Below are 13,959 nucleotides of genomic sequence, written 5' to 3'. Positions count from 1 at the left end.
TGGTTCAAATTTAGCTTCTTTTTTTCTTGCTTTTCTATGCTTTTTTCTTCTCTTCTATCCACTTACGGGCATTGACGAAGGCCTCAATCCAAGGAGTTACCTCATCATTGCGTCGGTCGGCAGGGTACCAAGCGTTCTGCCAAGGGAAGATCGCACGCTCCAAGTGGGGCATCATGGCCAGATGACGGCCGTCCTTCGAGCTGATACCGGCCACGTTGTAATCGCTGCCGTTGGGGTTTGCGGGATATTCGGCATAGTTGTATTTGGCAATGACATTGTACCTATCTTCGGCTTCGGGCAGGCTGAATCGGCCTTCACCGTGGGCCACCCAAATACCCAGTTTGCTGCCGCTGAGGCTACGGAACATCACGCTGTCGTTCTGTGGAATGTTAAGCGAGAGGAAAATGCTTTCAAATTTCTTCGACGTATTGTGCAGAAGACGGCTGCGATGTTTGTGTTCGGGGTTGAGAAGATTGAGCTCTACCATCAGCTGACAGCCGTTGCAGATACCCAATGACAGCGTATCTTCACGTGCGTAGAACTTGTCGAGCGCCTCTTTTGCCTTCGGATTGTAGAGGAAAGCTCCCGCCCAACCTTTGGCTGAGCCCAAAACGTCAGAGTTAGAGAAACCTCCGCAGAAGACAATCAGGTTGACCTCTTCCAGTGTTTCGCGACCGCTGATGAGGTCGGTCATCGTCACGTCCTTTACGTCAAAGCCGGCCAGATAGAGCGAATAGGCCATTTCGCGCTCGCCATTGGTACCCTTTTCACGAATAATAGCTGCTTTGGGTGCCTGCTGTTGGGTGTCGGCCGTTGCTGTTTTCCATCTGTCGGCATTGAGACCATAGCTTTCGAGCGTGCCCTTGAAGTCGTTGTTGAACTTCATTTCTACCGGTTGCTTCTTGTAATTGTCGAAGCGTTGCTTGGCCATACCATTGAAACTCTGATCGCGATCCAGCAAATAGCTGGTCTTGTACCACGTGTCGCGCAGGCTGTCGATATCGAATGTGTGCTCGTAAGCATCGTTCTTCACGACAATCTTTCGGCTGTCGGGCGTAGGATAGGCAATCTTGGCGAAGCCGATACCTGCGTCGTCGAGGAATTCTTTCAACTCGTTCTTGTGCGCGTCGCTCACTTGGATCACCACACCGGGGTTCTCCGCAAACAGCATTTTCACCATATCATTGCCTGCCAGGTCGTGCAGGTTGACGTGCAGACCACCTTCGGTGTTGGCAAAGGTCATTTCGAGCAAGGTGGTTATCAAACCGCCCGCACTGATATCATGGCCAGCCATAATCCATCCACGCTCGATGAGTTCCTGAATGGCGTTGAAGCAGTCGACAAAATACTCCGGATTCTGTACCGTAGGCACGTCGCTACCAATCTTACCCAAACTTTGAGCAAGGGCACTACCGCCCAGTCGCTGCTCGTCGAAGCTGAAATCAATATGATAAAGGCTTGTATTCTTGTCGTTGACAAGCACCGGGCTCACCACTTTTCGTACGTCGCTGACCTCGCCGCCGGCACTGACGATAACCGTTCCCGGCGCGATAATCTTGCTGCCATCGGGGTATTGCTGCGAAAGCGAGAGCGAATCCTTGCCCGTTGGTACGTTGACATGGATGGCACAGCAGAAGTCGCTCAATGCCTGAACACCCTCGTAGAGGCGTGCGTCCTCACCTTTCTGGCTGCGGCAGGGCCACATCCAGTTGGCACTGAGACTCACTGCGTTGAGCGGAGTTTCCTTATCGGCCATCGGTGCCCACACGATGTTGGTCAGTGCTTCGGCAACCGAGAGCACACTGCCGGCTTTCGGGTCGGCCAATCCGGCCTGCGGAGCGTGTCCAAGTGCCGTGGCGATACCCTTGCGGCCACGATAGTCGAGGGCTACGACGCCACAATCGCTCAACGGGAGCTGTATCTCGCCCTGGCATTGCTGGCGTGCTATCTTGCCCGTAACGGAGCGGTCGACCTTGTTGGTCAGCCAATCCTTGCAGGCAACAGCCTCTAATTGGAGCACCTTATTTAAATATTCGTCGATTTTCTTATCATCTGTCTGTACATCGGCGTAGGTACGTGTGACGGTTTCATCTACCATAACGGTCTTCGGTGTGTGGCCAAACATCTGCTTGACATCGAGATCGAACGGCTTGACACCATCGCTTTGGGCAAAGCTGAAGTGAGCGTCGCCCGTCGTTTCGCCTACCACATACATCGGCGCCCGTTCGCGTTCGGCAATCTTGCGCACGTGTTCGATATGCTTCTCGTCGATGAGCAAGCCCATGCGTTCCTGCGATTCGTTGGCAATCACTTCCTTTGCGCTCAGCGTCGGGTCGCCAATCGGGAGCTGGGGCATGTCAATGCGACCGCCACAGTCCTCTACCAATTCGCTCAAACAATTCAGATGGCCCGCCGAACCATGGTCGTGAATGCTGACCACGGGGTTATTGTCTTCCTCAACGAGCGCACGCACCAGATTATAGGCACGCTTCTGCATTTCGGGATTGGCACGCTGAATGGCATTGAGTTCGATACCATTGCTGTAACGACCCGTGTCTACCGAACTGACAGAGCCTCCGCCCAGTCCGATACGATAGTTATCGCCACCCACGACAACCACCTTGTTGCCCGGTTGCGGTTCTTTCTTCAGACAGTCGCGCTTCTTGCCGTAGCCCACGCCACCTGCCAGCATGATTACCTTGTCGTAACCGTAAATCTGTCCTGCCCCGTTGGGGTTCACGTCGTCGGTCGTTGTTTCGTATTCAAAGGTCAGTACGCTACCCGTGATGAGCGGTTGGCCAAACTTGTTGCCGAAGTCACTGGCGCCATTAGACGCTTTGATAAGTATCTGTTCGGGCGTCTGATAGAGCCACTTGCGCACGGGGATAAGCTCTTCCCATGTACGATCGGCGTCGGTCTGGCCGTTGTCGTCTTTCAATCGTGGGTAAGCTGTCATGTAACAAGCCGTTCCGGCAATGGGCCATGAGCCTACACCGCCGCCCATACGGTCACGGATTTCGCCTCCGGTGCCCGTTGCGGCGCCGTTGAAAGGCTCTACCGTTGTCGGGAAATTATGCGTTTCGGCCTTCAGCGAGATGACACTTTCGATGTCTTCCACCCGGAAATAGTCGCTCGTACTTTGATCGGCGGGCGCGAACTGCTCCACAACCGGTCCTTCGGAGAAGGCCACATTGTCTTTATAAGCCGATATCACCTTGTTCGGATTCTCCTGTGTAGTCTTCTTGATAAGGCTGAAAAGCGATGATTCTTTTTCCTCTCCGTCGATGACGAATTGTCCTCCGAAAATCTTGTGGCGGCAGTGTTCCGAGTTGATTTGCGCAAAACCGAAGATTTCGGAATCGGTCAGCGGTCGTCCGTTTTCCTTCTCCAGCGTGTGCAGATAGGCCATTTCGTCCTCGCTCAGTGCCAGTCCTTCCTCCTCGTTGTACTTTTCCAGGTCGTCCACATACTTAATGGGCTCCGGCCGGTGGTCAATGGTAAAGATGTTTTGGTCCAGACCGTTATACATACGTTGCAACATGGGGTCGTGGGTAGCCTGTTCCGACTCCACGGGGAAGTACTCTTCTATACGCAAAATGCCGTCAAGACTCATGTTCTGAGTAATCTCAACGGCATTCGTACTCCAAGGAGTAATCATTTCACGGCGTGGGCCGACGAAGTATCCATTCAACGTTTGGGCTTCTTCGGGCGTGGCGTTGCCATAGAGCCAACACAGTTTGTTAATCTCATCCTGATTGGGTTGATGGTTAATCTCTGTCGCAATCACGGTTTGGGAAGGAGTTCTAAAGAAAAGAATCATGTTTAATTATTATAATTATGTATTAAACTCAATGTTGCAAAGTTAGTCGAAAAGCATGACATGACCAAATAAATGATCCGGTAAGGCTGTTTTTTTGTTTTCTGAAAGCACAGCTTTTGCGGCGCAGAAGCGGCCCTTTCAGCTTGTGAAAGCAGCCCTTTGGAAACGTGAAAGCGGCCCTTTTGGCGCGCAACGGCAGCCCTTTTGCAAGCCGAAAGGGCAGCGATGGCGAGCCAAAAGCAATCCTTCCCCGCAGGAAAGGCAGGCCCGTGGGCTTGAAACCGACGCGCGGCGATTCCAACACCGCACGATGCGCACCCGACACTTCACGTTTGAATTGATTGAAAAAGGGCAATAAAAAAAAGAGACTTGAACCGCAATTCAAATCTCTTGGCTTGTGGGTAGTGATGGATTCGAACCACCGAAGCTAGAAGCAGCAGATTTACAGTCTGCCCCATTTGGCCACTCTGGAAACTACCCGAACCGTAGTGTGGGCGTTGACGGATTCGAACCGCCGACCCTCTGCTTGTAAGGCAGACGCTCTAAACCAGCTGAGCTAAACGCCCTTACTCCTCGTAAGCGGGTGCAAAAGTATGGGATTATATCGACAAAGCCAAACTTTCACATCGTTATTTTACATGTTTTAACCAAAAATCATCGGCCATTGGAGCCGCAAACGCCGCTCCATGCACCGTCATGGATGCACCTTGCGACGCGGAAGCAGCCTTCTCGGATTCCCGCGACATGAAAATAATGCCCTTCTTGTTTGGGCGTTCCGTTCGTTTGCACTACTTTTGCAGCACCACATACATAATCCAACAACGAAAAATGAAGAAAAGAAACCTGGAAACCATCTGCATCCATGGCGGATGGAAGCCGTCGAAGGGCGAGCCGCAGCAGCTGCCCATCTACCAAAGTACCACTTTCAAATACGAAACCAGCGAACAGATGGCCCGCCTCTTCGACCTTGAAGACGCGGGATACTTCTACACCCGCCTGGCCAACCCTACCAACGACGCCGTTGCGAAGAAGATAGCGGCGCTCGAAGGAGGCGTCGGTGCCGTGCTCACCTCTTCGGGACAGGCGGCCAATTTCTATGCCATCTTCAATATATGTGAGGCCGGCGACCACTTCATCACGACCAATACGATCTATGGCGGCACGTTCAACCTGTTCGGCGTGACGATGAAGAAGCTGGGCATTGACTGCACGTTCATCGACCCGGAGTGGAGCGACGAGCGGATAGAGGCGGCCTTCCGTCCCAACACCAAGTGCTTCTTCGGCGAGACAATCTCCAACCCCGGCGTCCACGTGTTCGACATCGAGCGCTTCGCGCGCATCGCCCACAGGCACGGCGTGCCCCTCGTCGTCGACAACACCTTTGCCACGCCCATCAACTGCCGGCCTTTCGAGTGGGGATGCGACATCGTCACGCATTCCACCACCAAGTATATGGACGGCCATGCGGCACAGGTGGGCGGCGTGGTGGTCGACTCTGGCAACTTCGACTGGGAGTCCCAGGGCGACAAGTTCAAAGGTCTGACGACGCCCGACGAGAGCTATCACGGGCTGACTTATACCCAATCGTTCGGCAAGGCGGCCTATTGCACGAAGCTGGTGACGCAGCTGATGCGCGACCTGGGCAGCATTCCGGCCCCACAGAACTCGTTCCTGCTCAACCTGGGACTTGAAACGCTCCACCTGCGCGTGCGCCAACACTGCGCCAACGCGCAGCGCGTGGCCGAATGGTTGGAGCGAAACGAGCGCGTGGCATGGGTCAACTACTGCGGACTTCCCGACAACAAGTATTATGAATTGGGGCAAAAATACCTGCCCAACGGCTCGTGCGGCGTCATCGCCTTCGGCTTGAAGGGCAGTCGTGAGGAAGCCATCAAATGGATGGACAGCCTCGAATTCGTCTCCATCGTGACGCATGTGGCCGACACCCGCACCTGTGTGCTCCACCCGGCAAGCCACACCCACCGCCAACTTTCCGACGAGCAGCTGCGCGAAGCGGGCATAGCTCCCGACCTCATCCGCCTTTCCGTCGGCATAGAGAACTGCGACGACATCATCGCCGACCTGGAACAGGCCATGCAGAAGCTGTAGACGGCGGGGCGAAGGCCCGTGACAAATGTGGAACGTGAAGTGTGAAATGGGCGCTCGACGCCCCATTTCGATTCATCCAACCATAAAAAAGAGGATATCCGGCACCGAATATCCTCTTTTCGTGTATCAATCATCGCTGATTAGCGGCCCAACTGCTTCTTCAGCAACGTGGGAATTTCGCTCGTTTCATCGGCAACGGGAACGCCGACGGCCTCAAACGCCGCCACCTTGCCGGCCGCAGTGCCCGATCCTCCCGAAATGATGGCGCCGGCATGGCCCATCTGTTTGCCCGGAGGAGCTTGACGGCCGGAGATGAATACGGCCACGGGTTTCGTCACATGTTGCTTGATGAACTGTGCGGCACGCTCTTCGGCGTCGCCTCCTATCTCACCGATGAGGGCGATGGAGTCGGTCTCCGGGTCGTCCTGGAACATGCGGAGCAAGTCTTCGAAGTAAAGTCCGACGACGGGATCGCCGCCCACACCGACTGCCGTCGACTGTCCCAGACCGGCTTGTGTCAGCTGACAAACCACCTCGTATGTCAACGTTCCGCTGCGGCTGATGACCCCCGTGTGGCCTTTCTTGAAGATGTTGGTCGGCATAATGCCCGCCATGCTCTCCTCGGGAGAAATCAGTCCCGGGCAGTTGGGGCCTATCACCTTCACGCCCTTGATCTTTGCGTAACGCTGTGCGGCCACGGCGTCGAGCGTGGGAACGCCCTCGGTGATGCAGATGACGAGCTTCACGCCGCCGTCAATGGCTTCGAGCATGGCGTCTTTGGCAAACGGAGCGGGGACGAAAATGATGGAAGTGTCGGCTCCGGTGGCCTCGACGGCGTCTCTGACGGTATTGAATACGGGAATGCCCGCTACCTCCTGACCGGCCTTTCCGGGTGATGTGCCACCCACAACCTGCGTTCCATACGCCTTCATCTTGGTGGCATGGAAGCTGCCATCACGACCGGTGATACCCTGAACGATAACTTTCGAATCTTTATGCAGTAAAATACTCATAGCTTAATCATGGTTTTTAATGTTGTTTACTCAGTTCTACCGCCTTGTGACCGGCGTCCGACATGCTGGTGCCCACGGTGAAATGGGTGCCCTGGAGCAGCGCGCGGCCCTCGGCTTCGTTGGTTCCCGTGAGGCGAATCACGATGGGGATGTCGGTCTCTATCGTCTTGAAGGCTTCTATCAGGCCCTTGGCCACGTCGTCGCAACGCGTGATTCCGCCGAAGATATTGATGAGAACGGTGTTGACATGCTTGTCGCTCAAGAGGAGTTTCATGGCCTCCACGATCTTCTCGGGGTTGGAACTGCCGCCGATGTCAAGGAAGTTGGCAGGCTCGCCGCCGTACAGTTTAATCATGTCCATCGTGGCCATGGCCAGTCCGGCGCCATTCACCATGCACCCAATCTTGCCTCCCAGGTTCACGTAGCTGAACCCTTTCTCCTTCGCCTCTTGCTCCTTGCGCTCTTCGGGTGTAGGTTCGAAGAGTTCCTTCACGTCGGGATGGCGGAACAGGGCGTTGTCGTCGAACGTCATCTTGGCGTCGATGGCCTTGAGGGTGCCGTCTCCCAATTTGACAAGCGGGTTGATTTCGACGAGCGAGGCGTCTTTCTCTACAAACAACCGGTAGAGGTTTTGGAAAATCTTCGTGGCCTGCTTCACCTGCACCATGTCGTCGAAGAGCTTGAAAGCGGCCTGCCGTGCCAGGAAGTCCGTCATGCCGAGAACGGGGTCGATGACGATCTTCTCAATCTTCTCGGGGGTTTCCCTGGCCACCTGTTCTATGTCCATGCCGCCCGAACGGCTCAGCATCATCATGGGACACTTCGACTTTCGGTCGACAAGAATGCTGACATAATACTCCGCGGCGATGTCCACCGCCTCGCTCACCAGCACGCGGTCGACCGTGAATCCCTTGATGTCCATCCCCAGGATGGCTTCGGCATGGCGACGAATCTCGTCTTCGCTGCCGCCAAGTTTCACGCCGCCGGCCTTGCCGCGCCCACCCGTGTGGACTTGTGCCTTGACGACGGCCTTGCCGGTTCCCAACTCCCGGTAAGCCGCCACGGCCTCTTCAGCCGTGCGACACAGCGCGTGTCTGTCCACCGGGACCCCATAACTCGCAAAGAAAGACTTTGCCTGATATTCATGTACCTTCATAGTTATTAAATAATATATGTTTAGGAATTACCGCGGAAAATTACAAAATATTTTCCAAGGGCGAAAGGAAATGCTGATATTTTTATGCTTTTGCTATATATAATAAGGTGTATGCGGGCACAACGGTCGGCAGAAGCGTCGCAACGGCATTGCGGGGCGTCGTTGTGGCAGCGTTCCGCCGCCACAACGGCGCACAAGAAAAGCCATGCCCCGTCTGTTTCCAGATGAAGCATGGCTTCTTATTTCGTGCAAATCGGACTTTATTCTTCGCTAAAATCTTCCTTGCCTACACCACATACGGGGCATACGAAATCTTCGGGCAGGTCTTCAAACGCCGTTCCCGGTGCTATACCGTTGTCCGGATCGCCTACTTCGGGGTCGTACACCCAGCCACATGTGTCGCATACATACTTCTTCATAATGTCTTTGTATTTAATGTTTGATTGTCTTTGTTAATTAACTCGGCTGCAAATATAGCGCAATGGTTTGGAATGGCAAAATAAATGACGTGTTTTTTATCGGCAAATCGAACCTTGTCATTTCAACTTCCAATATCCCGTTTTATTGCTTCCCACCCGAGAGAGCAGCCCAATGCTTTTCAAAGTCATGATATGTTTCCTGACCATACGGTCTGAAATACCTAACCGCCGGGCCAGAACAACATTTGTCATATAGGGATTTTCCTTAATCAAAGCATAGACATGCCACGTTGTTTCCGACAGGTTGGAAAGGCTTTTTGCCACTTTTCAGGAACTTGTCAGCCTGCTCCAACCTGACAGCATGACGTTCTATCAACGCCGAAATGTCAGCAATCAGATTGATGGCCTTGGCTGAAACCGTGAATGGAGGTGTGTAGTTGCTCGTGTCTTGATATGCCTTCTTCGTCCTGCAAAAATACGGTTTTTAATCCATACTTGCGCCGTCGTTTTTCAAAAGCTGCGCTTTCGGCTTGCAAAAGGGCTGCCGTTGCGCGCCAAAAGGGCTGCTTTCACGTTTCCAAAGGGCTGCTTTTACACGCTCAAAGCAGTGCCGTTGTCATGCAGAAACGCAGTTGCTGCGCTTTTGAACACCCACGCCCATCGGTCGTTTTTCATGCTTTTAGAATTAATTAACGCACTAACAGTTTGATTGTTACGATTTTTTCGTAGATTTGCAATGTGCTTGTTGAAAAGCCGTCATTCAATTGAAATCCCGAGAAACGACGATATGGAAAATCTAACCAGACAAGAAGAAGACGTGATGAAGTGCATTTGGCGACTGGGCCGGTGCGTCGTGAAGCAGATTGTGGAGGCCCTGCCCGAGCCTCGACCGCCCTATACGACGGTGGCGTCGGTGGTGAACAACCTGAAACGGAAGGACTTTGTCAAGGCCGAACGCGAAGGAAAGGGCTACAGCTATTCGCCCAACATCGAGGAGGCGGACTACAAGCGCAGCTTCATGACGGGCTTCGTGCGCGATTACTTCAAAGACTCGTTCAAGGACATGGTTACCTTTTTCGCGCGTGAAGAGCAGATTTCTGAAAAGGATTTGCGCGACATCATCTCTGAAATAGAAAACGAAAATTGACAAGTTTATGGCTGTTTACCTGCTCAAAGTCAATCTGGCGCTCATGCTGCTCTACGGTTTCTACCGGCTGATGGTGAGCCGCGACACGTTTTTCACGCTGCGCCGCTTCACGCTGTGGGCCATCTATGGCGTGGCGTTGGCGTTGCCTGTGCTCGACATCGCTTGGTGGATAGAGGACACGCCGGCCACGGCCACCCTGGCGGAGAGCTATGCCGTGAACGTGCTGCCGGCCTTGGAGGTCTACGCCCAGGGGCCGACGATGACGGTATTCGACGCCCTTGGCTATGTATATTGGCTCGGTGTGGGCCTGCTTTCGCTGCGAATGGCGTGGCAGTTGATGGGCATTGTGGCCCTGGCCCGCAAGACACGGGTGCGCCGTATGGGCAGCATGCGGGTGCATTGCCTGGACGGTTGCGAGGGACCGTTCTCCTTCTTCCGCTGGATATTCGTCAATCCCGACCGTCACACGGCCGTTCAGTTGAACGAAATACTCACCCACGAGCACGCCCATGTGGCGCAGTGGCACTCCGTCGACACGATGGTGGCCGAATGGTTCAGCATATTCTGCTGGTTCAATCCGTTCGCCTGGCTGCTGAAACACGAAGTGAGAGTCAATCTGGAATTTCTTGCCGACGACAAGGTGCTGGCTGATGGCAACGCGCGCAAAGCCTATCAGTATCATCTGCTCGGCCTGGCTTATCATCCAAACCATTGGGATGTGGCCAACAACTTCAATGTTTTACCGCTTAAAAAGAGAATTAAAATGATGAACAAGAGAAGAACCAAGCAGATAGGCGTGGCCAAGTATCTGCTCTTTGCGCCCTTGGCAGCCGCATTGTTGATAGTAAGCAACATCGAGTCGGTGGCGCGCACGGTAGGCCGCAATGTGCCGATGGCCCGTTCGCTCTCCGACAAGGCCGAGCAACTGTTGCAGACCGAGATTGCCAATCCTTCGCCGGCGGCCGCCACGTTGGAAGACATGACGGCGACAGCCGTGGACGAAGCCGCCCGGCCCGTGAAGAAACTGACCGTTTCGGGTACGGTGCGCGACACGAAAGGGCGGCCCGTTGTCGGCGCGACCGTTGTGCTGCGGGGCAGCAAACGGGGCACGGTGACGGACAAGGAAGGCCGCTATCGCCTGTCGGAAGTGCCCGTCGGAAGTGCTGTGGAAGTGAAATATGTCGGCACGGGCACCGTTCTGTTTACCGTGAAGGGCGTCCGTCGCGACGTGACGCTTGGCGTGGCGCGGACGGCCGACAAGCAGCAGGCGGCTTATGATATAGTGGACCAAATGCCGAACTTCCCTGGTGGAAAGGAGGCGATGATGAAATATATCTCGGGCAAGGTGAAATATCCGATTACCAAGGCGAGTGGAAGAGTTGTTGTCCAGTTCATCGTGGACACGAATGGCGCCGTTGTCGAACCGAAAGTGGTCAGGAGCGTCAGTCCGAAACTCGACCAGGCTGCTCTCGATGCCGTCAAAGGCATGCCCAAATGGGAACCGGGCAAGCTGAATGGTAAGCCCGTGAGAGTGAAGTATAACATTCCTATCAACTTCGAGCAATACAATGCTACCGGCGTAACTATATCACAGGTCAAGGGCAATACGTCGTCTGTCTTTTTTGTCGATGGCAAGCGTGTCGACAATGTCGACGCTTTGAACCCCGACGACATTGAAAGTATAACCGTGCAGAAGGACGAAGCCACGATGAAACAGTACGATTCCGGCGGCAAGCCCGTCGTGTTGGTGAAGCTGAAAAAGAAGTAAGTGGCCACGGTTGATGGTAAACTATAAATCTCTCCGGTAATGGCTGTCCGTGAGGGATGGCTTTCTGGAAGTGCCGAGTGTTGCGATTGTCAATGCTCGGCACTTTCGTCATCGGATGCAAAAAATGACATATAGGTTCTTTATCTTGCACTAAAAAAACATATCTTTGCATCAAACTTCATGTGACCTGTCGGTCGGATATGCGAGAACAACGGGTATATGGCGTTTGAAATAGCGGATGGAATGGTGGTCTCAACCAATCTGTCGCGTCCATAAGCATAAATCATTTTATTTCATGAAACACTTTTTATTTCTTTTCTTGGCTTTTTGCTCGTGTGTCACCAGCGCGTTTGCAGCTGAAAGTGCGCGGCCTGCGGGTTCGGCGAAGCTGATTCCCGCGCCGACTTCGTATGTCGAGACGGATGGAAACTTTGTGACGACGGGGCGGCTTCGGCTTGTCACCAACGTGAAACATAAGGAAGGCCGATGGCTGCGGCTGCAGGTTGCCGAGGCTTTCCCTGCCTTGACGTTCGACAAGAAGGCTGACCGCATCGTGCGAATGAACCTCACTCGTCCGCAAAAGGACGGCAGGCAGGCGGCGAATGACAAGCGGTTGCAAGGTTATGAGTTGCATGTCTCGCCCACGGAAATCCGTTTGGAGGCTCCCACTGTGGTGGGGTTGTTTTATGGTTTGCAGACGTTGAGGCAACTGGAGGAACAGGGACGCATAGCCTGTTGTATGATAAAGGACGAGCCGCGGTTCGTCTATCGGGGACTGATGTTGGACTGTTCCCGCCATTTTTGGCCCAAGGAGTTCATCATGAAGCAACTGGACGCGATGGCTTGTCTGAAGATGGACAGGCTGCATTTGCACCTGACAGATGAAGCCGGATGGCGCATGCAGATCAAGAAATACCCGAAGTTGACGGAAGAGGCGGCATGGAGGACGGAGTCTAATTGGGATAAATGGCGCAAAGAGGGGCGCCCCTACGCCCGCAAGGGGGACGATGGAGCTTATGGAGGCTATTATACGCAGCAGGATTTGAAGGAAATCGTGGCGTATGCGGCTGCGCGACATATCATTGTCATACCTGAAATAGAAATGCCCGGACACAGTGTGGAGGCCTTGCACGCCTATCCGGAACTGCTGTGTCAAGGTGTTGTGGACAAGTCTTCCGACCTTTGCGTGGGAAATGAACAGACTTTCACTTTCTTGGAGAATGTCTTGAAGGAGGTGATGAAAGTCTTTCCGTCCAAATATATTCATATCGGTGGCGACGAGGCTTCGCGCAAAGCCTGGGGCAACTGCCCCCGTTGCCAGCTGCGGATGACGCAAGAAGGGTTGGCGAACGTGGCTGAATTGCAAAGCTATCTGACGGCACGCATAGAGCGTTTCCTCAACGGGCATGGCCGGATATTGATAGGATGGGATGAAATTCTCGAGGGAAAGCTGGCTCCCAATGCCGTGGTCATGTCGTGGCGGGGCGAGAAAGGCGGCATCGAGGCCTCTAAAGCGGGTCACGACGTCATCATGACGCCGGGTCGGTATTGCTATCTGGACCATTACCAAGATTGTCCTCCTTCGCAGCCGAAGGCCTTTGGCAGCTATATGCCGCTGGAACAATGCCATTCTTTCGACCCGGCCTGCCAGTTGCCCGACAGCATTGCCGGACGTGTTCTTGGCGTGCAGGGAAATCTATGGACTGAGCAGGTCGAGACAATGTCGCATTGCGAGTATATGCTTTATCCACGCTTGTTTGCGATAGCCGAAAATGGATGGAGCAATCGCAAGGCGGATTTCGCCGACTTCCATCGCAGGGCTTTGCGTATGCAGGATGTTTTGGCGGGCCGTGGTTACCATCCTTTCGACTTGCGTAAGGAGATTGGAAACCGACCGGAAAAGAAAGAACCGCTCTGCCATTTGGCTTTGGGCAAGAAGGTGACCTACAATGCTCCCTATGCAGACAATTACCGGAGTTCTGGTGACGGCGCTTTGGTGGACGGCATTCGTGGCGGTTGGGACTTCCATGATGGCGCATGGCAGGGATTTATCGGACATGGACGGTTGGACGTGACGATTGATCTGGGCGAGGTGAAGGCGTTGAAGCAGGTTAAGGCAAGCTTTTTCCAATCGGCCAGTGCCGTGATTTATACACCTGGTGAGGTTGTCATACAGGTTTCGGAGGATGGGGAGAATTTCAAAACGCTGGATGACAGCCGCCATGATGTTGACACCTCTGCCGATTTTTGCGTGAAAGATTGTGAATGGAATGGAGAAACGAAAGCACGCTTTGTTCGTTACCAGGCAAAAGCAGGGCCTGAAGGCGGTTGGATATTCACGGATGAAGTAATCGTAAAGTGATTTTGCTTTGACGTATATCGCTATATATAATAATGTGGAAGCCTCTCTCGCTGGTTGATGATGGCTGAAAAAACATAAAAAGATTGCTTTTTTCGCACATTTCTTTCGCATTTCCTTGGTTTTTCGTTGTAAAGTCCCTACTTTTGCATCCGCTTTCGGGCGACG

Annotated in this window: 10 protein-coding genes and 2 tRNA genes; 4 read left to right on the top strand and 8 right to left on the bottom strand. The window is 53.7% G+C overall.

Features of this window, described 5'->3' with window-relative positions; all coding sequences use genetic code 11:
• Nucleotides 1–34: 34 nt before the first annotated feature.
• From purL to K334_RS0101905, 4 genes are all read right to left on the bottom strand, one after another.
• Nucleotides 35–3,820, bottom strand: a complete 3,786-nt coding sequence (gene purL, locus K334_RS0101915) for a phosphoribosylformylglycinamidine synthase (protein ID WP_027444416.1) — start codon at nucleotides 3,818–3,820, stop codon at nucleotides 35–37.
• 28 nt (nucleotides 3,821–3,848) lie between these two features.
• Nucleotides 3,849–4,205: a hypothetical protein gene (locus tag K334_RS14690; RefSeq protein ID WP_154655522.1), complete on the bottom strand. Its 357-nt coding sequence runs from the start codon at nucleotides 4,203–4,205 to the stop codon at nucleotides 3,849–3,851.
• Nucleotides 4,206–4,218: 13 nt separating this feature from the next.
• A tRNA-Tyr gene (locus tag K334_RS0101910) sits at nucleotides 4,219–4,300 on the bottom strand.
• Between the two features lie 11 nt (nucleotides 4,301–4,311).
• Nucleotides 4,312–4,386: transfer RNA gene (locus K334_RS0101905), tRNA-Val, on the bottom strand.
• Between the two features lie 262 nt (nucleotides 4,387–4,648).
• On the opposite strand from K334_RS0101905, the gene K334_RS0101900 reads away from it, so the two are divergent.
• Entirely contained in the window at nucleotides 4,649–5,929 is a 1,281-nt protein-coding gene (locus K334_RS0101900; RefSeq protein ID WP_036889817.1) for an O-acetylhomoserine aminocarboxypropyltransferase/cysteine synthase family protein, read from the top strand.
• A gap of 140 nt (nucleotides 5,930–6,069) precedes the next feature.
• Here K334_RS0101900 and sucD read toward each other — a convergent pair whose 3' ends face one another.
• From sucD to K334_RS15445, 4 genes are all read right to left on the bottom strand, one after another.
• Nucleotides 6,070–6,942 (bottom strand): succinate--CoA ligase subunit alpha, encoded by an 873-nt coding sequence (sucD, locus tag K334_RS0101895; protein ID WP_025881866.1) that lies wholly within the window; start codon nucleotides 6,940–6,942, stop codon nucleotides 6,070–6,072.
• A gap of 16 nt (nucleotides 6,943–6,958) precedes the next feature.
• Nucleotides 6,959–8,098 carry an ADP-forming succinate--CoA ligase subunit beta gene (sucC, locus tag K334_RS0101890; RefSeq protein WP_021589539.1) on the bottom strand — a complete coding sequence of 380 codons (1,140 nt, stop codon included), beginning with the start codon at nucleotides 8,096–8,098 and terminating at the stop codon, nucleotides 6,959–6,961.
• A 260-nt stretch (nucleotides 8,099–8,358) separates the two neighbouring features.
• A complete protein-coding gene (gene rd, locus K334_RS14335) occupies nucleotides 8,359–8,517 on the bottom strand; it encodes a rubredoxin (protein ID WP_021589580.1) in 159 nt (52 codons plus the stop codon).
• A gap of 117 nt (nucleotides 8,518–8,634) precedes the next feature.
• On the bottom strand, nucleotides 8,635–8,841 hold the full coding sequence (locus tag K334_RS15445; RefSeq protein WP_081658006.1) for a winged helix-turn-helix transcriptional regulator: 207 nt from the start codon (nucleotides 8,839–8,841) through the stop codon (nucleotides 8,635–8,637).
• A gap of 463 nt (nucleotides 8,842–9,304) precedes the next feature.
• On the opposite strand from K334_RS15445, the gene K334_RS0101880 reads away from it, so the two are divergent.
• The 3 genes from K334_RS0101880 to K334_RS0101870 all read left to right on the top strand — a co-directional run bounded on the left by K334_RS0101880 (nucleotide 9,305) and on the right by K334_RS0101870 (nucleotide 13,794).
• The gene (locus K334_RS0101880; protein WP_025881869.1) at nucleotides 9,305–9,664 is read left to right on the top strand and encodes a BlaI/MecI/CopY family transcriptional regulator; all 360 of its coding nucleotides are present in this window, start codon (nucleotides 9,305–9,307) and stop codon (nucleotides 9,662–9,664) included.
• Between the two features lie 7 nt (nucleotides 9,665–9,671).
• On the top strand, nucleotides 9,672–11,432 hold the full coding sequence (locus K334_RS13300; protein ID WP_051218627.1) for a M56 family metallopeptidase: 1,761 nt from the start codon (nucleotides 9,672–9,674) through the stop codon (nucleotides 11,430–11,432).
• Between the two features lie 295 nt (nucleotides 11,433–11,727).
• The gene (locus tag K334_RS0101870; RefSeq protein WP_025881870.1) at nucleotides 11,728–13,794 is read left to right on the top strand and encodes a glycoside hydrolase family 20 protein; all 2,067 of its coding nucleotides are present in this window, start codon (nucleotides 11,728–11,730) and stop codon (nucleotides 13,792–13,794) included.
• Nucleotides 13,795–13,959: the final 165 nt, after the last annotated feature.

It is taken from the genome of Segatella baroniae DSM 16972 = JCM 13447, assembly GCF_000426585.1.
GTDB lineage: Bacteria > Bacteroidota > Bacteroidia > Bacteroidales > Bacteroidaceae > Prevotella > Prevotella baroniae.
The sequence above is the reverse complement of the archived record's forward strand: the minus strand, read 5'-3'. Positions and strand labels throughout refer to the sequence as shown.